Source organism: Arsenicicoccus sp. UBA2120, from assembly GCF_002330965.1.
Classification (GTDB): domain Bacteria; phylum Actinomycetota; class Actinomycetes; order Actinomycetales; family Dermatophilaceae; genus Arsenicicoccus; species Arsenicicoccus bolidensis.
The window spans coordinates 1-22,363 of record NZ_DCYC01000059.1 but is presented as its reverse complement, the minus strand read 5'-3'; the positions used below and the strand labels follow the sequence as shown (position 1 = coordinate 22,363).

Annotated in this window: 20 protein-coding genes; 6 read left to right on the top strand and 14 right to left on the bottom strand. The window is 72.1% G+C overall.

Annotation, left to right across the window (positions count from 1 at the left end; all coding sequences use genetic code 11):
* Positions 1-232 precede the first annotated feature (232 nt).
* On the bottom strand, positions 233-1,402 hold the full coding sequence (locus tag B2P18_RS18760; protein WP_313535809.1) for a methyltransferase domain-containing protein: 1,170 nt from the start codon (positions 1,400-1,402) through the stop codon (positions 233-235).
* Between the two features lie 251 nt (positions 1,403-1,653).
* On the opposite strand from B2P18_RS18760, the gene B2P18_RS08775 reads away from it, so the two are divergent.
* From B2P18_RS08775 to B2P18_RS08765, 3 genes are read left to right on the top strand one after another with little or no spacing between them, the layout of a single operon-like run.
* Positions 1,654-2,562: a shikimate dehydrogenase gene (locus B2P18_RS08775; protein ID WP_286958137.1), complete on the top strand. Its 909-nt coding sequence runs from the start codon at positions 1,654-1,656 to the stop codon at positions 2,560-2,562.
* Positions 2,562-4,445 (top strand): bifunctional sugar phosphate isomerase/epimerase/4-hydroxyphenylpyruvate dioxygenase family protein, encoded by a 1,884-nt coding sequence (locus B2P18_RS08770; RefSeq protein WP_286958135.1) that lies wholly within the window; start codon positions 2,562-2,564, stop codon positions 4,443-4,445. Before B2P18_RS08775 ends, B2P18_RS08770 begins: the two co-directional genes overlap by 1 nt.
* A 10-nt stretch (positions 4,446-4,455) precedes the next feature.
* Entirely contained in the window at positions 4,456-5,316 is an 861-nt protein-coding gene (locus B2P18_RS08765) for an IclR family transcriptional regulator domain-containing protein (RefSeq protein ID WP_286958131.1), read from the top strand.
* 9 nt (positions 5,317-5,325) lie between these two features.
* Here B2P18_RS08765 and B2P18_RS08760 read toward each other — a convergent pair whose 3' ends face one another.
* The gene (locus tag B2P18_RS08760; protein ID WP_029212970.1) at positions 5,326-5,820 is read right to left on the bottom strand and encodes a MarR family winged helix-turn-helix transcriptional regulator; all 495 of its coding nucleotides are present in this window, start codon (positions 5,818-5,820) and stop codon (positions 5,326-5,328) included.
* 50 nt (positions 5,821-5,870) lie between these two features.
* Positions 5,871-6,518 carry a dienelactone hydrolase family protein gene (locus tag B2P18_RS08755; RefSeq protein WP_286958127.1) on the bottom strand — a complete coding sequence of 216 codons (648 nt, stop codon included), beginning with the start codon at positions 6,516-6,518 and terminating at the stop codon, positions 5,871-5,873.
* Between the two features lie 55 nt (positions 6,519-6,573).
* Here B2P18_RS08755 and B2P18_RS08750 point away from each other — a divergent pair, with 55 nt between their 5' ends.
* Both B2P18_RS08750 and B2P18_RS08745 read left to right on the top strand, forming a co-directional pair.
* Complete coding sequence (locus B2P18_RS08750; RefSeq protein WP_156911480.1) at positions 6,574-6,798, top strand: hypothetical protein; 225 nt, start codon at positions 6,574-6,576, stop codon at positions 6,796-6,798.
* A 3-nt stretch (positions 6,799-6,801) separates the two neighbouring features.
* Positions 6,802-7,392 (top strand): PadR family transcriptional regulator, encoded by a 591-nt coding sequence (locus B2P18_RS08745; RefSeq protein ID WP_029212967.1) that lies wholly within the window; start codon positions 6,802-6,804, stop codon positions 7,390-7,392.
* A gap of 327 nt (positions 7,393-7,719) precedes the next feature.
* On the opposite strand, the gene B2P18_RS08740 is transcribed toward B2P18_RS08745, so the two are convergent.
* From B2P18_RS08740 to B2P18_RS08690, 11 genes are all read right to left on the bottom strand, one after another.
* The gene (locus B2P18_RS08740; RefSeq protein WP_286958119.1) at positions 7,720-9,546 is read right to left on the bottom strand and encodes an ABC-F family ATP-binding cassette domain-containing protein; all 1,827 of its coding nucleotides are present in this window, start codon (positions 9,544-9,546) and stop codon (positions 7,720-7,722) included.
* A gap of 7 nt (positions 9,547-9,553) precedes the next feature.
* On the bottom strand, positions 9,554-10,507 hold the full coding sequence (locus B2P18_RS08735; protein WP_286958116.1) for a 4-(cytidine 5'-diphospho)-2-C-methyl-D-erythritol kinase: 954 nt from the start codon (positions 10,505-10,507) through the stop codon (positions 9,554-9,556).
* 48 nt (positions 10,508-10,555) lie between these two features.
* Positions 10,556-11,434, bottom strand: coding sequence for a 16S rRNA (adenine(1518)-N(6)/adenine(1519)-N(6))-dimethyltransferase RsmA (gene rsmA / locus B2P18_RS08730; protein ID WP_286958111.1), 879 nt, complete (start codon positions 11,432-11,434; stop codon positions 10,556-10,558).
* Entirely contained in the window at positions 11,431-12,300 is an 870-nt protein-coding gene (locus B2P18_RS08725) for a TatD family hydrolase (protein WP_286958107.1), read from the bottom strand. Before B2P18_RS08725 ends, rsmA begins: the two co-directional genes overlap by 4 nt.
* A complete protein-coding gene (gene metG / locus B2P18_RS08720) occupies positions 12,297-14,213 on the bottom strand; it encodes a methionine--tRNA ligase (protein WP_286958105.1) in 1,917 nt (638 codons plus the stop codon). The genes B2P18_RS08725 and metG overlap by 4 nt, the downstream gene beginning before the upstream one ends.
* Positions 14,214-14,297: 84 nt before the next feature.
* The gene (gene aroQ, locus B2P18_RS08715) at positions 14,298-14,825 is read right to left on the bottom strand and encodes a type II 3-dehydroquinate dehydratase (protein ID WP_084412796.1); all 528 of its coding nucleotides are present in this window, start codon (positions 14,823-14,825) and stop codon (positions 14,298-14,300) included.
* A gap of 363 nt (positions 14,826-15,188) precedes the next feature.
* Entirely contained in the window at positions 15,189-15,932 is a 744-nt protein-coding gene (locus B2P18_RS08710; RefSeq protein ID WP_029211868.1) for a succinate dehydrogenase/fumarate reductase iron-sulfur subunit, read from the bottom strand.
* Positions 15,929-17,926, bottom strand: a complete 1,998-nt coding sequence (locus B2P18_RS08705; protein WP_029211869.1) for a fumarate reductase/succinate dehydrogenase flavoprotein subunit — start codon at positions 17,924-17,926, stop codon at positions 15,929-15,931. The genes B2P18_RS08710 and B2P18_RS08705 overlap by 4 nt, the downstream gene beginning before the upstream one ends.
* A gap of 13 nt (positions 17,927-17,939) precedes the next feature.
* Positions 17,940-18,671 carry a succinate dehydrogenase cytochrome b subunit gene (locus tag B2P18_RS08700; protein WP_286958091.1) on the bottom strand — a complete coding sequence of 244 codons (732 nt, stop codon included), beginning with the start codon at positions 18,669-18,671 and terminating at the stop codon, positions 17,940-17,942.
* A 169-nt stretch (positions 18,672-18,840) separates the two neighbouring features.
* Positions 18,841-19,719 carry a 16S rRNA (cytidine(1402)-2'-O)-methyltransferase gene (rsmI, locus tag B2P18_RS08695; protein WP_286958086.1) on the bottom strand — a complete coding sequence of 293 codons (879 nt, stop codon included), beginning with the start codon at positions 19,717-19,719 and terminating at the stop codon, positions 18,841-18,843.
* The gene (locus B2P18_RS08690; protein ID WP_286958084.1) at positions 19,716-20,687 is read right to left on the bottom strand and encodes a cation diffusion facilitator family transporter; all 972 of its coding nucleotides are present in this window, start codon (positions 20,685-20,687) and stop codon (positions 19,716-19,718) included. Before B2P18_RS08690 ends, rsmI begins: the two co-directional genes overlap by 4 nt.
* A gap of 31 nt (positions 20,688-20,718) precedes the next feature.
* Here B2P18_RS08690 and B2P18_RS08685 point away from each other — a divergent pair, with 31 nt between their 5' ends.
* Positions 20,719-22,302, top strand: a complete 1,584-nt coding sequence (locus tag B2P18_RS08685; protein WP_051274126.1) for a dolichyl-phosphate-mannose--protein mannosyltransferase — start codon at positions 20,719-20,721, stop codon at positions 22,300-22,302.
* Positions 22,303-22,363: the final 61 nt, after the last annotated feature.

The window sequence follows — 22,363 nt, the reverse complement described above, 5'->3', positions numbered from 1 at the left end:
TGATAGCGAAAAATATGACCGTAAACCACCCCTGACCAGCAGAAAAACCCATCCGCCGAGGCCCTCACCGACCGTCAGCACCAGTCGCCAGGAGTGGCTGCGACGAGCCCCTTCGCTCCCCCCCGGAAGCCCGGCAGCCGCCCCACGCTCACCCGACGAGCCTCCCCCTCACGGGAGTCACAGATCTTCGGGTTGGAACCCGAAGATGTTGCACGAGGGTGAGCGGAGGGGCTCAGGCCTGCTGGACCTCGACCCGGTTGCCCATGCCGTCATGGGTGTGCAGCCGCCGCACGCCCGGGATCGCGTCGTCCCACGTGACGTCGTGTCCGGCAGCCTCGAGCCGGCGCGCCACCTCATCAAGGTCACCGGCAAGCAGGCAGGGGTGCGCCTTGCGGGCCGGGGCGAAGTCCGGCTCGACCCCGACGTGCACCACCGCCGACCCGGAACGGAACCAGCAGCCGCCGCGTGCCGCAAGGACGGGCGGCTTGGGGAGCTCCTCCATGCCGAGCAGCTCCCCGTAGAACGCACGCGCCAGCGCTTCGTCGCCGGGTGCGCAGGACACCTGGACGTGGTCGAGGCCGACGACCAGCGGGGCGATGTCGTCACGCGGGCGTGGACGGCGACCCACAGCGAAGACGCGGTGGAAAGGGAACGAAACGCCATACGGCTCACGGGGATAGGCCCGGCGCAGCCGCTCGCGATAAGGCGCGAGGAAGGACTCGGCGTCGTCGCCCAGCACCTCGAGGACCGGGCGCAGGCCGGTGCCGCGCACCCACTCGAGGACCGGATCCTCCTGCGTCCCAGCAGGATCCAGGACGTGCAGGTATGTCGTCTCCCACGCGTCCGCCTCGAGCCCGGACGCCGCCAGCAGCCGCAGGTAGTCCGTGGCCGCCCCTGACGCCCGGGCGCGGTCCAGCACGGCCCGCAGCTCCGCGGCACGGGGGTGACCGGCCGCCACCTCGCGCATCAGCGCATGGCTCGGGGCGTCGAAGTTGGCGGGCACCTGCATCGCGAACCACCCTGCGGCGGAGAGGTGCTCGAGCCAGCGCGGGACCAGGTCTCGGTGCGTGGGGACCCACTGCAGGGTGGCATTGGTGACGAGGACGTCGATGGGGGCGCCGAGCGCGGACGGGTCCCACTCCTCGGCGCGGGCCTGCACCCACTCGACCCGCCCGTCGGGGTCGAGCTCCCGCGCACGAGAGAGCATCTCGGGGCTGGCGTCGACGCCGACGACGCGGGCCCGCGGCCAGCGGCGGGCGAGCTCCAGCGTGAGCGGGCCGTCGCCGCAGCCGAGGTCGACGACAAGCTCGGGATCGTGCGTCGGTTGGATGCGCGCCGTGAGGTCCCGGAAGGGGCGGCTCCGGTGGTCGGCGAAGCGGGCGTACAACGTCGGGTCCCACATGGCGGCGCCTCCTGCGATCGGGGGGAACGACATACTTATCTTGACATCAAAATATCTGGCGTCAAGACCCCCAAGCCGTCATCCCGTCAACGTGAGGGTTTCGTCCAACATTCTTGGAGGAAACCCTCACGATCTTGGGAGGAGGGAGGCTGGGCGAGCGGGAGGTGGCGTGCGGGATGTGAACGGTGGTCCTGTGTGCGAACCACTCATAGGCTGGGCCACCTAGACCACACGTGACGGAAGGCCAGCCCGTGAGCACACGCCAGGAGTCCTACCTCGCCGGACTGATCGGGGACGGCGTCCTGCCGTCGCTCACTCCCCCGATGCACGAGCGCGAGGCCGAGCACCACGGGCTGCGCTGCGTCTATCGCCCCGTCGACCTGCACGTCCTCGGCCTGGGCGCCGACGCGGTCGGGCCGCTGCTGCGGGCGGGACGGGACCTGGGGTTCAACGGGTTCAACATCACCCACCCGTGCAAGCAGGTCGTCATCGCCGAGCTCGACGAGGTCGTGCCGGACGCCGCGCGCCTGGGGGCGGTCAACACCGTCGTGGTCACCGAGGACGGTCGCCTCGTCGGGCACAACACGGACGCAACTGGATTCGCGTGGGGGTTCACGCGCGCCCTGCCCGACGTGGCCCGCGAGCACGTCGTGCAGATCGGCACGGGTGGCGCCGGCTCGGCCGTCGCCCACGCCCTCCTGCGCAGCGGCGTCCGCCACCTCCACCTCGTCGACCTGGACGTGGCCCGCGCCGCCGCCCTGGCCGCCCTGCTCACCACGGCCCAGGGTGGCGAGCCTGGCGACGAGCACGCCGACGAGCACGCCCCCACCGTCACGGCCCACGGGCCGGCGGACGTGCCCGACCTCATCGTCGGCGCCGACGGGCTGGTCAACTGCACCCCCGTCGGGATGCACCAGCACCCCGGCACGCCGCTCGACCTCGCCCTCCTGCACCCACGCCTGTGGGTGGCCGACGTCATCTATCGCCCCATGCGGACCCAGCTGGTGGAGGCCGCCGACGCCCTCGGCTGCCGGGTCATGGAGGGCGGCTGGATGGCGGTCGGCCAGGCGGTCGACGCCTTCACGATCCTCACCGGGCGCCAGGCCGACGAGCAGCGGATGCGCGACCACTTCCGTGAGCTCGTCGAGGCGGGTCGCTGATGCGCACGTCCATCGCCACCGTCTGCCTGTCCGGCACCCTCGAGGACAAGCTCGACGCCTGTGCCGCAGCGGGATTCGACGGGGTCGAGATCTTCGAGCAGGACCTCGTGGTCAGCCCGTCGAGCCCCCGCGAGATCCGGGCCCGCTGCGCCGACCTGGGGCTGACGATCGACCTCTACCAGCCCTTCCGCGACGCCGAGGGGACCGACGAGGCGACCTTCGCCGCCACCGAGCGCCGGCTCGAGCACAAGCTCCGCCTCATGGCCGAGCTCGGTGCCGACACCCTGCTCGTGTGCAGCAACGTCGGCACCGCGACGATCGACGACGACGACCTCGCCGCCGAGCAGCTGCACCGCCTCGCCGAGCGAGCGGGGCAGCACGGCGCCCGCCTCGCCTACGAGGCCCTCGCGTGGGGGCGGTTCGTGTCGACATACGACCACGCCTGGGACCTGGTGCGCCGGGCCGATCACCCGGCGCTCGGGACCTGCCTGGACACCTTCCACATCCTCAGCCGGGGCAGCGACCCCGCCGGGATCGAGCAGATCCCGGGCGACAAGATCTTCTTCGTCCAGCTCGCCGACGCGCCCGCGCTGTCCATGGACGTCCTGTCCTGGAGCCGGCACCACCGCGTGTTTCCGGGTCAGGGCGCCTGGGACCTGCCGGGATTTGCTGCGCACGTGCTGCGGGCGGGCTACACGGGGCCGATGTCGCTCGAGATCTTCAACGACGTCTTCCGCCAGGCCAACGAGGAGCGCACGGCGGTCGACGCGCGCCGCTCGCTCACCTCGCTCGAGGAGCGCACCGCACAGCGCCTGGAGCACGACGGCGGTGCGACCACCGTGCCGCTCGCGACCCTCCCCCGCGTCGACGACCCGACGGGGTTCAACTTCGCCGAGATCCGGGCCGGGGACGACGCCGGGGTCGCGGCGACCGAGTCCCTGCTCGCCGCACTGGGATTCACGGCCCGTGACACGCACCGCAGCAAGGCCGTCGACCTGTGGACCCTCGGCCGGGCGGCCGTCGTGGTCAACCGCGAGCGGGGGTATGCCGCAGGCCCGCACGTGGCCGCCCTCGGCTTCGACGTCGCCGATCCCGTGCTCGCGGCCAGCCGCGCCCTGCAGCTCGGCACGCACCTCGTCCCCCGGCGCACGCAGGCCGGTGAGGAGGTCCTGCAGGGCGTCGAGGCCCCCGACGGCACCGAGATCTTCTTCTGCGCCGCCCCGCACGGCCCCGACACGGGCAGCGGCTGGTGGCGGGAGTTCGGTGACGGGCAGGTGGAGCGCGAGACGTCCACCGGCACGGTCGTCGACCACGTCAACCTCGCCCAGCCGTGGCAGTCCTTCGACGAGAGCGTGCTCTTCCTCGCCAGCGTCCTGTCGCTGGACCCCGCGCCCTCGGTCGACGTCGCGAGCCCGCAGGGCCTGGTCCGCAGCCAGGTCATGCGCACCAGCGACGGCTGCGTCCGGGTCGCCCTCAACGTCGCCCCACCCATCGTCGAGCAGGAGCGCGACCGCCTGAGGCAGGCCCAGCACGTGGCGTTCTCGTGCGACGACCTCGTGTCCTTCGCCCGCCAGGCACGGGACCGGGGGCTGCGGTTCCTGCGCATCCCGGCCAACTACTACGACGACCTCGCGGCCCGCTTCGACCTCGACGCCGAGCTGCTGGCGACGCTGCGCGAGCTCGACCTCCTCTACGACCGCGACGACCAGGGCGGGGAGTTCCTGCACTTCTACACCGCGACCGTGGGGTCGGTGTTCTTCGAGGTCGTCGAGCGGCGGGGAGGCTATGACGGGTATGGCGCTCCCAACGCCCCCGTGCGCCTCGCCACCCAGCACGCCCGCCTGCACGGGACCCTCCGCGAGGCGACCGGGCCGGATCGCTAGGATCGAGGCCATGACCAGCACGGATGCCGCCACCGACGCCACCCCCGACGACCCCGGCACGCCTGGCACCCCCGGCACGTCTGGTGCTCTCGGTGTGGCCGCGGGGCAGGTGCCCGGTGACGGCTACGTGCAGTCGCTGGCCCGCGGGCTCGCCGTGATCCGAGCCTTCGACGAGGAGCACCCGGAGATGACGCTGTCCGACGTGGCGCGCCGCACCGACCTGTCCCGCGCCGCGGCCCGACGGTTCCTGCTCACCCTGGCGGCCCTGGGGTACGTCCGCAGCGACGGCCGGACCTTCAGCCTCACCCCGCAGGTGCTGCGGCTGGGCTTCGCCTACCTCGCCAGCCAGACCCTGCCCGACGTCGCGCAGCCGCACCTGCAGGACCTCTCGGAGCGGATCCACGAGTCGACGTCCGTGGCGGTCCTCGACGGCGACGACATCGTCTACGTCGCCCGCCGCGCCACCACCCGCATCATGACGGTGTCCATCCGGGTGGGCACGCGCTTCCCGGCGTACGCGACCTCGATGGGACGGGTGCTGCTCGCGGGGCTGCCCGACGACCAGCGGCAGGCCTATCTCGAGGGTGTCCGGCTCGAGCGACTCACCCCGCAGACCGTCGCGTCCGTCGAGGCGCTGCGCCGCTCGCTCGACGAGGTGCGCGAGACCGGCTGGTGCGTGCTCGACCAGGAGCTGGAGCTCGGCCTGCGCTCGCTCGCCGTGCCGATCCACGACCCGCGCGGTCAGGTCGTGGCCGCCGCCAACGTGTCGACCAAGGTCATGTCGACCGAGCGCGGCCAGCTGCAGGGCTATCTCGACGCGCTGCGCGACACCGCGCGGGCGATCGAGGAGGACCTGCGCGTGCAGGGCTGAGCGGCGACCTCAACCCTCGAAGGACAGCAGCAGCCGCCGCAGCGTCCCCGCCAGCTCGGCGCGGTCGGCGGCGGACAGCTCGGCCAGCAGCGCTCGCTCGCGCCCCAGCAGGTCCGCGAACGCCGCGTCGACCACCGCGCGCCCCTCGTCGGTCAGCGCCACGATCACCCCGCGGCGGTCGTGCGGGTCGGGCGAGCGACGCACGAATCCCCGTGCGGTGAGCCGGTCCACGCGGTTGGTCATGGTGCCGCTGGTCACCAGCGTCTGGTGCACGAGAGCCCCCGGGGACAGCTCGTATGGCGCCCCGGCCCGTCGCAGCGCAGCCAGGACGTCGAACTCCCACCCGTCGAGCCCGTGCTGGGCGAACGCCTCACCCCGCGCCAGGTCGAGGTGCCGGGCCAGGCGCGAGACGCGCGACAGGACGTGCAGGGGCCCGAGATCGAGGTCGGGCCGCTCGCGTCCCCACGCCTCGACGATGCCGTCGACGTCGTCAGAGGTGCTCATGGGGACAGGCTACCCCCGTCAAGTTTCTCGACGTCGAGCGACCTGCCTGCTCAGGAGACGTCGCCGCGGATCCAGCGGGTCACCCGCTCCCCCAGCGGGGTCAACGTGTCCCGGGCGTCGGCGTGCTCCGTCAGCAGCTCCCACCCGTGGCCGGCCTCCAGCCAGACGAAGGCCTTGTGCTGGGACGGCGCCGCCTGCACCATCGCCTCCACGGGGGCGCGGTCGCCGGAGTCCTGCGCCGACATCGCCGCGAGCACCGGCATGGTCAGCGTGGGGGCGGCCTGGGCGGCGGTCGGAGCCTCGTGCCACTGGCCCGGACCGGACAGGTCGACCACGGCGTCCGCGCCGAGGGCCTTGCCGAAGCCGGCCGCCATGGACCCACCCATCGACGCGCCGACCAGCGTGACGCGCTTGGCCCCCCGCTTGCGCGCCTCCTGCACCACCGCGCGCAGCTGGCCCTGGCGGTCGCCGTAGAACGGTGTCCCCGGCTCGCAGCGGGCGCCGGCATACCCGCAGAGGTTGACGAGGTAGCCCGTGAACCCCGGCGTGGGCAGTGTCGACAGGTAGGGCCAGAACCCGCAGAAGCCCTCGTCCGACTGGTGCACGAACACCGCCGCGTTCGTCCCCGAGCCCACGACCGCCCCACTCAGCGTGGCCCCGCCCGGACCGGCGTAGGTGATCGGCTTGGCGCCCGGCACGCGCGCCTGGGTGCGGGCGCAGGTGAGGTCCAGACCGGTCGGCTCGGAGGTGGGGGTGGCCGACGCAGCGCTGGACGTGCTGGCGGCGCTGGACGGGCTTGACGTGCTGGCGGTGCTCGACGCGCTCGAGGCGGACTGGCTGGAACCCGACGAGCCCGACGAGCTCTGTGCGGTCGACTCGCTGCCGGCCTGCGTGCCGCCACCCCCGCCGCAGGCGACGAGCAGCAGGGCGACGGGCGCGGCGATCAACATCTTCGGTGATCTCATATGTCAACATTGACATATGAGTGGACGTACGGACAAGACCTCCGACCTCGGGCATGCGCTGCTGGGGCTGCTCGCGCGGCGCGAGGCGACCGGCTACGACCTCAGCGCGCGGCTGGCCGCACCGCTCGGCTACTTCTGGACGGCCAGCCACAGCCAGGTCTATCCCGAGCTGGCGCGCCTCGAGGCGGCCGGTCTCGTGACGCACGAGGAGATCCCCGGGCGGGGACCGCGACCGACCAAGCGGTATGCCGTGACCGCGGCCGGGCGATCCGCGCTCGCCGCCTGGGTGGTCACCGACCCCGGCGAGCAGGCGGATCGCGACGTGCTGGTGCTGCGGGCGTACTCGCTCTGGCTCGCCGACCCCGCCGCCGCCGCGGCCATGCTGCGGGGCCTGCGCGAGCGCCACGCCGCGCGGCTCGAGGAGTACCTCCAGCACGAGCGCGAGATCCGGGCCGAGGGAGGCGAGATCGCCTGGGACGACCCGCGCTTCGCGGCGCTGGCGAGGGTGAGGGCGGGCATCGGCTACGAGCGCCACCGCCTCGCCTGGGTGGACTGGGTGGTGTCCGCCCTGACGACCGGCCACGCCCCCACGGACGACGCGAACTGAGCTCCCAGCTCACAAAGCGCCGCCCACGCGCGCTCCGGACGACCGTTCGTGAGCTCCCAGCTCACAAAGTGCCGCCCACGCGCGCTCCGGACGACCGTTCGTGAGCTCCCAGCTCACAAAGTGCCGCCCACGCGCCCTCCGGACGACCGTTCGTGAGCTCCCAGCTCACAAAGTGCCGCCCACGCACCCTCCGGACGACCGTTCGTGAGCTCCCAGCTCACAAATCGCCGCCCGCGCACCTCCGGACGACCCGAACTGAGCTCCCAGCTCACGAACGCTGACGCGTGGACGGGCGGGATCCCCGCGCCGGTGGTGGAGGGGTGGTGGTCAGTCGGCGATCTCGGCGGCCTCGAGCCAGGCCATCTCGAGCTCCTCGCGCTGGTCGACGACCTCGCGCAGCCGGATGTCGAGCTCACGCACCGCTGACGCGTCGGTGGCGCGGGCCACCATGTCGTCGTGGAGCCGGGTCTGCTCGGACTCGAGCCGCGCGATCTGGCGCTCGAGGCGGCCCATCTCCTTGCGCGCCTCGCGGACCTCGGCGGCGGAGTAGGCCGACCCGCCGCCGCCGTCGTGGGAGACCGCGCCCGTCGGGGTCGCCGGGTTGGCCGGTCCCCGCGAGCGGGCGGCCTGCTGGGCGGCATACAGCTCAAGGTATTGCTCGACGCCGCCGGGCAGCTCACGGAGGCGACCGTCGCCGAGCAGCGCGATCTGCTGGTCGCACATGCGCTCCAGCAGGTAGCGGTCGTGGGAGACGACGAGCAGGGTGCCGGCCCAGCCGTCGAGGACGTCCTCCAGGGACTGGAGGGTCTCGATGTCGAGGTCGTTGGTGGGCTCGTCGAGGAGCAGGACGTTGGGCTCGGCCATGAGCAGGCGCAGCAGCTGCAGGCGGCGGCGCTCGCCTCCGGACAGGGAGGCGACGCGGGTCTGCTGGCGCTGACCGGTGAAGCCGAGCTGCTTGGCGAGAGACGAGGCGCTGACCTCCTTGCCGCCGAGCATCGTGAACTTCTTGACGTCCTCGATCGCCTCGATGACCCGCCAGTCGGCGAACCGCTCGAGCTCGCGCACCTCCTGGGACAGGAAGGCCATCGCGACGGTCTTGCCCTGCTTGCGGCGTCCCGCGTCCAGGGGCAGGTCGCCGGTGACGACGCGCAGCAGGGTCGACTTGCCGGCGCCGTTGACGCCGACGATGCCGATGCGGTCGCCCGGTCCGAGGCGCCAGGTCACGTCGTCGAGGATCTGCTTGTCCCCCAGCCGGACCGACGCGTCCTCGAGGTCGATGACGTCCTTGCCGAGCCGTGTCGTGGCGAAGCGCATGAGGGAGACGTCGTCGCGGGGCGGCGGCTCGTTCTCGATCAGCTGGTTGGCCGCCTCGATCCGGAAGCGCGGCTTGGAGGTGCGGGCCGGCGCACCGCGGCGCAGCCAGGCCAGCTCCTTGCGGAGCAGGTTGTTGCGGCGCTCCTCGGTGACGGCGGCGACGCGCGAGCGCTCGGCCTTGGCGAGGACGAAGGCCGCGTAGCCACCCTCGTAGGCGTTGACGGTGCCGTCGACGACCTCCCACGTGTCGGTGGCCACGGCGTCGAGGAACCACCGGTCGTGGGTGATGGTGACGAGCGCGCTGTCGGCGCGGGTGCGACGGGTCGACAGGTGTCGGGCGAGCCAGGCGACGCCCTCGACGTCGAGGTGGTTGGTCGGCTCGTCCAGCATGAGCAGGTCGGGGTCGGCGACGAGCAGGGCGGCCAGGGCCAGGCGGCGACGCTCGCCACCGGACATCGGGCCGACGATCGCGTCCAGGCCACCGACGTTGGTCGCCGCGACGCCGCCGAGCAGCCCGTCGAGGACGTCCCGGACGCGCGCGTCGCCCGCCCACTCGTGCTCGGCCAGGCCCCCGAGCACGGCCTCGCGCACGGTGTGCGTCGGGTCCAGGGTGTCGTCCTGGCTCAGCATCCCGACGGTCAGGCCACCGGTGTGGGCCACCCGACCGTCGTCGACGGGCAGACGTCCGGCGAGCACCTTGAGCAGGGTGGACTTGCCGCCGCCGTTGCGGCCGACGATGCCGATGCGCGTGCCGGAGCTGACGCCGAGGGACACGTCGTCGAGGACGAGCGTCGTGCCGAGCGCGAGGGTCGCGTGCTCGACGGAGACGAGGTTGGCCACCTGCTGGTCACTGCTCCTTGCCGGGGTGGATGAGTCGGGCACCGGGGACCGGGCCCTGGGCGCGGCGCACGTCGGAGGCCACGCCCGACGCGGTCAGCGCGACGGCCAGGTCGAGCGCGTGCTCGTGCGAGGCCGCGAGGAAGGCGCAGGTCGGGCCGCTGCCGCTGACGATGCCGCCGAGGGCGCCGCACTCCTGGCCGATGGCGAGGGTGTCGACGAGGCGGGGCTGCAGGGACAGCGCGGCCTCCTGCAGGTCGTTGTGCATGGCCTGGCCAACGGCCTCGGCGTCGCCGGAGAGCAGCGCGGTCATCATCGCGGTGGAGACCTCCGGCTCGGGCTGCTGCTGAGCCGGCGCTGACGCGTCCTCGCCCCGCTCGGCGCGCAGCCGATCGAGCTCGGCGAACACCCGCGGCGTGGAGAGTCCCTCGTCGCTGAACGCGAAGACCCAGTGATAGCTGCCGCGCGCCATGGCCGGCGCCAGCTCGTCGCCGCGCCCCGTGCCGATGGCCGTGCCCCCGAGGACCGAGAACGGCACGTCCGCCCCGAGACCGGCGGCCAGCCGGTGCAGCTCGGTGCGGCTGAGGCCCACGCCCCACAGCGCGTCGGCGGCGACGAGGGCCGCGGCGCCGTCGGCCGACCCGCCCGCCATACCCCCGGCCACCGGGATGTCCTTGGCGATCGAGATGGCGACGGGCCCCGCCACGGGGTGCCCCTCGCCGACCGCGATGACGGCGCGCCAGGCGAGGTTGGACTCGTCGGTGGGCACGTGCTCGGCGTCGCGCCCGGCCACGGTCAGCGAGCAGCGCCGGGCGCGGCGGACGGTGACGTCGTCATACAGGTTCACGGCCTGAAAGACCGTCGCGAGGGCGTGGTAGCCCGAGGCGTCGCGCGGACCGACCAGCAGCTCGAGGTTGACCTTGGCTGCGGCGCGCACGGTGACGGCTTCGGGCAGGGACGGCATGTCTCGCACCCTACCCACACCCGGGCCGGACGCGCAGGTGACGGCGGATCACGCGGGGACCGTGCGGGCGGCCGCCGCGACGCGGGTGAATGCCTCGATGTCGAGCGCCTCGCCGCGGGCCTGGGGGTCGACGCCGGCGGCGCGCAGGATCGCCTCGGAGCGTGCCGTGGAGCCGGCCCACCCGCCGAGGGCCGCGCGCAGCGTCTTGCGGCGCTGCAGGAAGGCCGCGTCGATCACGCGGAACACGTCCCTGCGCTCGGGCTGGTCGCCCTCGATGACCGGCGTCGGGCGGCGGACCAGCTCGACCAGGCCGCTGTCGACATTGGGGGCGGGCCAGAAGACCGTGCGGCCGACGGTGCCGACGAGGCGGACGTCGGCGTACCAGGACGCCTTGAGCGAGGGGACGCCGAAGGTCTTGGACCCCGGCCCGGCCGCGAGACGCTCGGCGACCTCGAGCTGCACCATGACGAGCACGCGCTCGAGCGTCGGGAAGGCCTCGAGGAAGCTCAGGACCACGGGCACCGACACGTTGTAGGGCAGGTTGGCCACGAGCGCCGTCGGTTGCGGGTCGGGCAGCGACCGGACCGTGAGGGCGTCGGCCTGCACCAGCGAGAGCTTGTGCGCGACAGCGGGGTTGGTGGCGGCGACGGTGTCCGGCAGGGCCGCGGCGAGCGCCGGGTCGACCTCGATCGCGACGACCTGGCGCACCTCGGGCAGCAGCGCGAGGGTCAGCGACCCGAGGCCCGGCCCGACCTCGACGACGACGTCGTCCGGCCCCACCCCGGCGAGCCGCACGATGCGCCGGACGGTGTTGGCGTCGAGCACGAAGTTCTGGCCCCACTGCTTGGTGGGGCGCACCCCGAGCCGGGTGGCGAGCTCGCGGATCTGGACCGGCCCGAGCAGGCCGGAGGCGGGGGCGTCGGTCACGACCAGCCTCCGTAGATGCGCTCGGCGTTGTCCGACACGGCGCGGCACAGGGTCGGCACGTCGACGTTGAGCGTGGTCGCCATCGAGCGGAGCGTGACCGGGACGAGGTAGGGCGCGTTGGTCGCGCCGCGGTGCGGGTGCGGCGTGAGGTAGGGCGCGTCGGTCTCGACCAGCACCTGCGACAGCGGCACGATCGACAGGGCGTCGCGCAGCGACTTGGCGGACTTGAAGGTCACGGTGCCCGCGAACGACAGGTAGTAGCCGCGCTCGACGCACTCGCGCGCCATCGTGATGTCGCCGGAGAAGCAGTGCATCACCGTCACCGGCGGTGCGCCCTCCTCGGCGAGGATCCGCAGCACGTCCTCGTGGCTGTCGCGGTCGTGGATCTGCAGCGCCTTGCCGAGCCGCTTGGCGAGATCGATGTGCCAGCGGAAGGACTCGTGCTGCACGCCCTGCCCCTCCGGGCCCGTGCGGAAGTAGTCGAGACCCGTCTCGCCCACCACCCGCACCCGCGGGTGCTGAGCCAGTCGCTCGATCTCGGCGTATGCCGAAGCCAGGTCGCCCCGCGCCGCGAGGGGCGGGACCTCGTTGGGGTGCAGCGCGACGCCACCGATGACCGCGGGGTGGGTCACCGCGGTCTCGACCGTCCAGCGCGCCGCCGCGAGGTCGCACCCGATCTGCACGAGGCGGTCGACGCCGACGCTGCGCGCCTGGCGGATCACCTCGGTGAGGTCGGGGCGGTCACCGCCGTCGCGGGCGATGTCGACGTGGGTGTGGTTGTCGACGACGGGCAGCGGCAGCGGGTCGGGCAGGGGCGGCGGGGCGCCGCGGTCCTGCCCGGCGCCGTGGCCGCTGCCGTCCGTCATGCCTGGGCCCCGCCCTGCGCCGGGGCGGCCGCGACGTCACCGGTCGCGTCGGCGGCGGTCGTGTCGGCGCCGGAGGCGCCCGTCATACGGGCCATCTCCTCCTCGACCACGCAGGGGTCGAGCTTGACGAAGACCGGGGTGGGCTTGGCCACCGGGGCGCCGACCGTGACAGGACGCCGCTCCCAGCGCGGGGTCGAGGAGTACTCGCCCGTGATGATCGGGTAGACGCGGAGCTCGTCGGAGGCGATCGAGGGGTCGACCGCCGCCGTGGTGACCGGCCCGAGGTCCTCGACGTGCTCGATCCGCGGCATGGGCATGAACTCGCCCTCGCCGCCGAAGGTCGCCCACACGCGGTTGGACGCGTGCGGCAGGAACGGCGCGAGGATCGTGTTGCAGTCGTGGACGCACTGGGCCAGCGTGTGCAGGACGGTCCCGAGGCGCTCGCGCTGGTCCTCGCCCTTGAGCTTGAACGGCTCGGTCCGCGAGACATAGGTGTTGACCTCGCCGACGATCCGCATGGCCTCGGCGATGCCGGCCTTCTGGCGGTGGTGGGCGATGAGGTCCCCGACCGTGTCGAACCCGCGCGCGACCTCGTCGAGGATGTCCTGGTCGACCGGCTCCAGCGGCCCCGGCGCCGGGATCTCGCCGAAGCTCTTGGCGATCATGCTGGCCGTGCGGTTGACCAGGTTGCCCCAGCCGGCGACGAGCTCGGAGTTGGTGCGCTGCACGAACTCCGCCCAGGTGAAGTCGCTGTCCTGGTTCTCCGGGCCGGCGGCGCAGATGAAGTAGCGCAGCGCGTCCGGCTGGTAGCGGCTGAGCATGTCCCCGACGTAGATCACGACGCCGCGCGAGGACGAGAACTGCTTGCCCTCCATCGTCATGAACTCGCTGGCGACGACCTCGGTGGGGAGGGTGGGGGTGCCGAACACGCCGGGCTCGCCGCCCTTGGCGCCCCGACCGGCGTAGGCCAGCAGCTCGGCCGGCCAGATCTGGGAGTGGAAGGTGATGTTGTCCTTGCCCTGGAAGTAGTAGGAGCGGGCGTCGGACTCCTCGCTCCACCACTCGCGCCAGCGCTCCTCGTCGCCCACGCGCCGCGCCCACTCGATGCTCGCCGACAGGTAGCCGATGACCGCGTCGAACCAGACGTAGAGCCGCTTGGTGCGCTGGTCGCGCCAGCCGTCCAGCGGCACCGGGATGCCCCAGTCGATGTCGCGCGTCATCGCGCGGGGACGGACGTCCTTGAGGAGGTTCTGGGAGAACTTGATGACGTTGGGGCGCCAGGTGCCGGTCGCCTCGCGGTCGTCGAGCCAGACCTTGAGCGCCTCGGCCAGCGACGGCAGGTCGAGGAAGAAGTGCTGCGTCTCCACGAACTGCGGCGTCTCGCCGTTGATCTTGGACCGCGGGTCGATCAGCTCGGTCGGGTCGAGCTGGTTGCCGCAGTTGTCGCACTGGTCGCCCCGCGCGTCGGGGAAGCCGCAGATCGGGCAGGTGCCCTCGACGTAGCGGTCGGGCAGGGTGCGGCCCGTGCTCGGGGAGATCGCGCCCTTGGTGGTCTCCTCGACCATGTAGCCGTTGGCGTGGCAGACGCGGAACAGCTCCTGCACGACGGAGTAGTGGTTGCGCGTCGTGGTGCGGGTGAACAGGTCGTAGGACAGGCCCAGGTCGACGAGGTCCTGCACGATGACCGCGTTGTTCTTGTCGGCCAGCTCCTGCGCCGTGACCCCGGCGTTGTCGGCGGCCACCAGGATCGGGGTGCCGTGCTCGTCGGTGCCGGACACCATCAGCACGTCGTGGCCCGCCATCCGCATGTAGCGGCTGAAGACGTCGGAGGGGACACCGAAGCCCGCGACGTGACCGATGTGACGGGGGCCGTTGGCGTACGGCCAGGCAACTGCTGACAGGACCTTGCTCATGAGGCACGAGTCTAGTGGTCGCGCCGGTGCCGCTCTCACCGTCGCCCGCTGGTCAGGACCCATGCGTGGGGCCGGGGCGGGACGTCATACGGGCTGGTCGGTCTGATCCCCGGCCAGCCGGGCGACCAGGTCGATCGCCTCCTCGTAGCCCGCGATCCCGTGGCCGGCGATCTGCGCGGCGGCGACCTGCTCGACGTAGGAGTGGTGGCGGAACTCCTCGCGCGCGTGGATGTCGCTGATGTGCACCTCGATGACCGGCGCCTCGACCGTCTCGAGGGCGTCGCGCAGGGCCACGCTCGTGTGGGTGTAGCCGCCCGCGTTGATGATCAGCCCGATGCAGCTCGTGCGGAGCTCGTGGACCCAGTCGATGAGGACGCCCTCGTGGTTGGACTGGCGGCAGTCGGCGACCAGGCCGTATGACGCTGCCCGCTCCTCGCACCGCCGCTCGACGTCGGCGAGGGTGTCGCGGCCGTAGACCTCGGGGTTGCGGGTGCCGAGGAGGTTGAGGTTGGGGCCGTTGAGCACCGCGACGACGGACCTGCCCGAGGTAGTCACGTCAGCCTGGGGTGCGAAGGCCGGTCGATGTGACTGCCTCGGGTAGGTCTGGTCCATGGGCGCAACCGTAGTCCGCCGAGCGGCAGCCGGCACGAGCGGGCGAGGGGCGAGGGGCGAGGGCGCGCCGCACGTGCTGCCCTGCGGGTCGGGTTGTGCACCGGCCAGGACGGCCTGCGCCAGCGGTGTCGACCGTCGTCCGTGGCGCCGCACCTCCCCGGTGGGTCCGGCCGGTGTCCGTGGTGAGCTGCAGCATGCCACGGGCGCTGGCGGCTGCCACCGGCGCTCGCGGGCGCCACCGGCGCCGGAACGCCGACGGCCCGCCGCTCCCCCGGCAGGGGGAGGACGGGCCGTCGGGCGTGTGCCGTCCCGGTGGCTACCGGGGGGACGACGCACGCGGTGGTGCGGGCGAGGCGCGCGTGGTCAGCGCTTGCCGCCCTTGCTCTTGCGGAAGTCCGCGTTGAGCGTCGAGATGACGTCCTGCGGGATCTCCTTGGGACAGGCCGCGGAGCACTCGCCGATGTTGGTGCAGCCGCCGAAGCCCTCGGCGTCGTGCTGCTTGACCATCGCGGCGACGCGGGACCAGCGCTCGGGCTGGCCCTGCGGCAGCTCGCCGAGGTGCGTGACCTTGGCGCCCATGAAGAGCATGCCGGAGGCGTTGGGGCAGGCCGCGACGCAGGCGCCGCACCCGATGCACGCCGCCGCCTCGAACGCCCGGTCGGCCTTGCGCTTCTGGACCGGCACCGAGTGGGCCTCGGGGGCCGACCCGGTGTTGGCGCCGATGAAGCCGCCCGCCTGGATGATCCGGTCGAACGCCGAGCGGTCCACGACGAGGTCGCGGATCACGGGGAAGGCCGTGGCGCGCCACGGCTCGACCGTCAGCTCGGCGCCGTCGGAGAAGGACCGCATGTGCAGCTGGCAGGAGGTGGTGACCTCCGGGCCGTGGGGCTGGCCGTTGATGACCACGCCGCACTGCCCGCAGATGCCCTCGCGACAGTCGCTGTCGAAGGCAACCGGCTCCTCGCCGGAGGCGATCAGGGTCTCGTTGAGCACGTCGAGCACCTCAAGGAAGGACATGTCCTCGGAGATGTCGTCGAGCTGATAGGTCGCCAGCGCGCCCTTGGCGGCGGGGCCCGCCTGGCGCCAGATCTTCAGGGTGATTCTCACTTGTAGCTCCGCTGCTTCAGCTCGATGAACTCGTACACGAGGTCTTCCTTGTGCAGGGTCGGGGCGCCGTCCTGGCCGCCCCACTCCCACGCGCCGACGTAGGCGAACTCGTCGTCGTGGCGCAGGGCCTCGCCCTCCTCGGTCTGCGACTCCTCGCGGAAGTGACCACCGCAGGACTCGCGCCGGTGCAGGGCGTCGATGCACATGAGCTCACCGAGCTCCAGGAAGTCGGCCACGCGGCCGGCCTTCTCGAGCTCCTGGTTGAGCCGGTCGCCCTCGCCGAGGACCCGCACGTCGCGCCAGAACTCGGCGCGCAGGTCGCGGATCATGCCGATGGCCTTCTTGAGGCCCTCCTCGGTGCGGGACATGCCGCAGTACTCCCACATGATCGAGCCCAGCGCGCGGTGGAAGGAGTCCACCGACCGCGTGCCGTTGATCGTGAGGAAGTGCTCGATGCGGTCCCTGACGGAGCGCTCGGCCTCGGCCACGGCGCTGTCGTCGGCGTCGACCTTGGGGAACGGGCCGGCCGCGAGGTAGTCGCGGATCGTGTTGGGCAGGACGAAGTAGCCGTCCGACAGGCCCTGCATGAGCGCCGAGGCGCCCAGGCGGTTGGCGCCGTGGTCGGAGAAGTTGGCCTCGCCGGCCACGAACAGGCCCGGGATGTTGGACTGCAGGTCGTAGTCGACCCACAGGCCACCCATCGTGTAGTGCACGGCCGGGTAGATGCGCATCGGCGTCTCGTAGGGGTTGTCCCCCGTGATCCGCGCGTACATGTCGAACAGGTTGCCGTACTTGGAGGACACCGCGTCCTGGCCCATGCGCGAGATCGCCTCGGCGAAGTCGAGGTAGACGCCGCGGCGCACCTGGCGCTCCTCGCCGTCCGGACCGACCTCGGCGATGGCCGGGCCCACGCCACGACCCTCGTCGCACATGTTCTTGGCCTGGCGGGAGGCGATGTCGCGAGGCACCAGGTTGCCGAAGGAGGGGTAGATCCGCTCCAGGTAGTAGTCGCGGTCCTCCTCGGGGATCTGGCGCGGGTCCTTGTCGCAGTCCTCGGCGCGCTTGGGCACCCAGATGCGGCCGTCGTTGCGCAGGGACTCCGACATCAGCGTCAGCTTGGACTGCTTGTCGCCGTGCTGCGGGATGCAGGTCGGGTGGATCTGCGTGTAGCAGGGGTTGGCGAACAGCGCGCCCTTGCGGTGCGCGCGCCAGGTCGCCGTGACGTTGCAGCCCATGGCGTTGGTCGACAGGAAGAAGACGTTGCCGTAGCCGCCGGAGGCCAGGACCACCGCGTCGGCCAGGTGGGTCTCGAGCTCGCCGGTGACCATGTCGCGGGCGATGATCCCGCGGGCGCGGCCGTCGACGACGATCAGCTCGACCATCTCGTGGCGGGTGAACTGCTTGACCGCGCCGGCGGCGACCTGACGCTCGAGCGCCTGGTAGGCGCCGATCAGCAGCTGCTGGCCGGTCTGGCCGCGGGCGTAGAAGGTGCGGGACACCTGCACGCCACCGAAGGAGCGGTTGTCCAGCAGGCCGCCGTACTCGCGGGCGAAGGGCACGCCCTGGGCCACGCACTGGTCGATGATGGCCGCCGACACCTCGGCCAGGCGGTAGACGTTGGACTCGCGGGAGCGGTAGTCACCACCCTTGACCGTGTCGTAGAAGAGGCGGTACACGGAGTCGCCGTCCTCCTTGTAGTTCTTGGCGGCGTTGATGCCACCCTGCGCGGCGATCGAGTGGGCCCGGCGCGGGCTGTCCTGGTAGCAGAACGCCTTGACGTTGTAGCCGGCCTCGCCGAGCGTGGCGGCGGCGGCGCCGCCGGCCAGGCCGGTGCCGACGATGATCACGTCGAGCTTGCGGCGGTTGGCCGGGTTGACGAGCTTGGTCTCGAACTTGTGGCGGGTCCAGCGCGACTCGATCGGGCCCTTGGGCGCCGCCGTGTCCTGGATCGGCTCGCCCTCGCGGTAGATGCCGTGGATCAGGTTGTCAGTCATGGGTCTTCAGGTCCTACTTCCCGATGATGCCGAGGACGATGGCCAGCGGCGGCACGGCGAACCCGACGGCGATCACCAGCGCGAGGGCGATCGCGACGAGGTTGGCGGTGCGGTTGGCCTTCTTGGTGTTGGTGCCGCCCAGCGTCTGGATCGAGCTGTAGATCCCGTGACGCAGGTGCATCCCCAGCGCGACCATGGCGAGGAGGTAGAGCAGCGTCATCCACCAGGTGCTGAACGCGGCGAACGTCAGCAGGAACGGGCTCTCGTGGCCACCGACCATGAGGTCGGCCTCGGAGTAGCCGCTGTTGACGTTGATCTTGGCGATCGTGAAGTGCAGCAGGTGCCAGACGATGAAGACGACGAGGGCCACGCCGCCCCAGCGCATCGTGCGGGACGCCAGCGTCGCGCGGACGGTGCGCTTGACGGCATACCGGTCCTTGCGCGCCGCGTGGGCCCGGCCGGTCAGCTGGATCGCGGCCCAGACGTGCGCCACGACGGCGACGAGCAGGGTGAGCCGGAGGATCCACAGGAAGCCCGAGTGCGGGAGGATCGGCATGAACATCGTGCGCAGGTGGTGCGCGTACTCGTCGAAGGCCGCCTGGCCCGCGAACAGCTTGAGGTTGCCGTACATGTGAAAGAGGACGAAGAACACGAGGAACAGACCCGAGATCGCCATGATGACCTTCATGGTGATGCTGCTGCGCCGCGACGTGTCCTGCCTCGCGGGAAGTGTCGAAGTAGCCACGGGTGAAACTTACCCCTTCGCCGCAGCACGGGCCCGACCGGGGCGCGCCCTGATAGAGCACGGATCGGGAACGATCGCGGTGCACGCTGCGTTGACGTCTCCCCTGCTTAGGGTGCCCTTCGTGACCCACCTCACCGAGGCCCCGGACGGCAGGTCTCACCCCGTGGGACTACCGGTCCGTATGCCGGGCGCGCAGCGCCTCGTCGTAGAGCGCCTTCTTGGCCGCGCCGGTCTGCGCGGCGACCGCGGTGCACGCGTCCTTGAGGCGCTCGCCGGCGGCCACGCGCTCGAGCACCAGCGCCACCGCGTCCTCGGCCCGCACGGCCACGGCCGGCGCGCCCTCGACGACCACGGTGATCTCGCCGCGCACCTCGCCGCGCGCCCACTCGACCAGCTCGTCGAGGGGGCCGCGGACGACCTCCTCGTAGGTCTTGGTCAGCTCGCGGCACACCGCCGCGCGCCGGTCGCCGCCGAAGGCCTCGGCCATGGCCGCGAGGCTGGCGTCGAGCCGGTGCGGGGCCTCGAAGAAGATCATCGTGCGGCGCTCGCCGACGAGCTCGGCCAGGTGACGGGCGCGCTCCCCGGCCTTGCGGGCGAGGAAGCCCTCGAAGCAGAACCGGTCGACGGGCAGCCCGGACACGGCCAGGGCCATCAGCACCGCGCTCGGTCCCGGCACGCAGGTCACGCGGACGTCCGCCTCGACCGCGGCCGCCACCAGCCGGTAGCCGGGGTCGGACACCGACGGCATGCCCGCGTCGGTCACCACGAGCACCCGCTCCCCCGCCTCGAGCCGGGCCAGCAGGTCGGGCGTGCGGGACGCCTCGTTGTGCTCGTGATAGCTGAGGACGGAACCGCGCGGCTGGACGCCGAGGGCCGTGCACAGGCGGTGCAGGCGGCGGGTGTCCTCCGCGGCCACGACGTCGGCGTCGGTCAGCTCGGCGGCCAGGCGCGGGGCGGCGTCGCGCGGGTCGCCGATCGGGGTGGCGGCGAGGACGAGCACCCCGTCCCCGGCGGAACCGCTGCGAGGGGAGGCGGCTGCGGGCGTCATACGAACCGCTCCCGCCCCAGGTCGGTCCGCCGCCCGGGCTCCTCGAGCAGCTCGGGCAGCTCCACCGGCATGCCGTCGTAGGACCGCGGGTCCTCGAGGGGCTCGAGGTGGATGACGACCCGCAGCTCGGGCATCGTCGCGCGCAGGCGCTGCTCGACGTCCTCGGTGAGGTCGTGGCCGCGCCGCACGGTCCAGTGGCCGGGCACGAGCAGGTGCAGCTCGGCGAACTCGTGGTGACCGGACTTGCGGGTGCGGAGTCCGTGGAAGTCGACCTCCTCGGACGCGAACGGCAGCAGGGCCGAGGCGATCTCGCGGTGCCGCTCCTCCGGCAGCGCCGTGTCCATCAGGCCGCCGACGGACTCGCGCAGCAGGCGCACCCCGGTCAGGACGATGTTGATGCCGACGAGGAAGGCGACGATCGGGTCCAGGCGCTGCCACCCCGTCAGGGCGACGAGCAGGACACCCGCCACCACCCCGACGGAGGTCCACACGTCGGTCAGCAGGTGCTGGCCGTCGGCGCGCAGGGTGATCGAGTCGTGCTTGCGACCGGCCCGCACCAGCACCATCGCCACGAGCCCGTTGATCACCGAGGCCACGACCGAGACGGCCAGGCCGACCCCGACGTTGTCGATCGGCTGCGGGTGCAGGAAGCGCTCGACCGCGGTCACGAGGATCACCGCGGCGGCGACGAAGATCATCAGGCCCTCGACGGCCGCCGAGAAGTACTCCGCCTTGGCGTGCCCGAAGTGGTGGTCGTCGTCGGCCGGCCGCCCCGCCACCGTGAGGGCGACGAGCGCGACCACGGCGGCGACGAGGTTGACGATGGACTCGGCGGCGTCCGACAGCAGACCCACGGAGCCGGTGAGCAACCAGGCTCCGGCCTTGAGGGTGATGGTCGCGATGGCCGCCGCGATCGAGAGCCAGGCGAAACGACGGAGGTCGCGCGTGGGGTCGGCTGCGGGTGTCACGCATCGATCATCGCACCCCCGTGCACCTACGATGAGGCGCGTGACGCCACCGACCGACCTCGCCCTGCGGCTGCGGGAGCGACTCCTCGGCCGACCGCTCACCGACACCCTGCGCGCGTGGCTGCTCATCGGTCTGGTCACCGTGGTCGGGGGCGTCCTGCGCTTCTGGGACGTCGGGCGTCCGCACGAGCTGATCTTCGACGAGACGTACTACGTCAAGGACGGGGTCGGCCTGCTCAAGGGCGGCGTCGAGTTGACGCCCAAGTCCTCGATCACCAGCCACGACGTGCCGTTCACCAACGGCACCACCGACGTCTTCGGCACCGCCGGCAACTTCGTCGTGCACCCGCCCCTCGGCAAGTGGTGCATCGCCCTCGGCGAGATGATCTTCGGCCCCACCAGCTCCTTCGGGTGGCGCTTCACCGTCGCGCTGATGGGGACCCTGTCGATCCTCATGATCGGGCTGGTCGCCCGCCGGATGTTCCGCTCCACCCTTCTCGGGGTGGTCGCGGCGATCCTGCTGGCCACCGAGGGGCACCACTTCGTGCACTCGCGGACCTCGCTGCTCGACATGATCCTGTCCTTCTGGGTGCTGGCGGCGTTCTGTGCACTGGTGGCGGACCGCGAGCACTCCCGCCGCCGGCTCGCCGACCGGGCGGCCGCCCTGGTCGCCCAGGGGCGTGACGTCACCTACGGACGCATCGGCCTCGGCATACGGCCGTGGCGGCTCGTGGCCGCCCTCTGCCTCGGGCTGGCCATCGGGACCAAGTGGTCCGGCGGGTTCTACTTCGCGGCGTTCGGCCTGCTCACCGTCGCCTGGGACCTGTCGGCGCGGCGGGCGATCGGCGAGGTCAACTGGGCCCGCAACGGGATCCTCGTCGACGGGGTGACCGCGTTCTTCTCCATGACGACGATCATCGTCAGCACCTACCTCGCGGGCTGGACCGGCTGGCTCCGCAGCGACAACGGCTACGGCCGGCACTGGGCCGACACGCACCCCGCCGACCCGCTGTGGAGCTGGGTGCCCGGGGCGCTGCGCTCGCTGCTGCACTACCACCAGGACATGTTCACGTCGGCGCGCTCCATCACCGCCTCCCACCCCTACATGTCCAACCCCTGGTCGTGGCTCCTGCAGGGCCGACCGACGTCCTTCTACTGGCAGAACCCCAAGCGCGGCGAGCAGGGCTGCACCGTCGACTCCTGCGCCAAGGCGATCACGTCGGTCGGCACGCCCCTGCTGTGGTGGACGGCCGTCGCGGCCCTGGTCGTGCTGCTCGTGATGTGGCTGCTGCGGCGCGACTGGCGGGCCGGCGCGATCGTCGTGTCGGTGGCGGCGGGCTACCTCCCGTGGTTCATGTACCAGGACCGCACGATCTTCACCTTCTACGCCGTGGTGTTCGTGCCCTATCTGGTGCTGGCCGTGACCTATCTGCTGGGCCTCGTGATCGGGCGGCCGGACGCCTCGGACGCGCGGCGGCGCACCGGCCTCACCGTCGCGGGGACCTTCGTGGCGCTGTGCGTGGCGTGCTTCGTGTTCTTCTGGCCGGTCTACACCGCCCAGGTGATCCCGTACGCCGACTGGCAGATCCGCATGTGGTTCCCCTCCTGGATCTGACCTACCCCCGGTAGAGGCATCGACCGGCCTTCGTTCGCCAGGCTGATGCCTCTACCCCCGG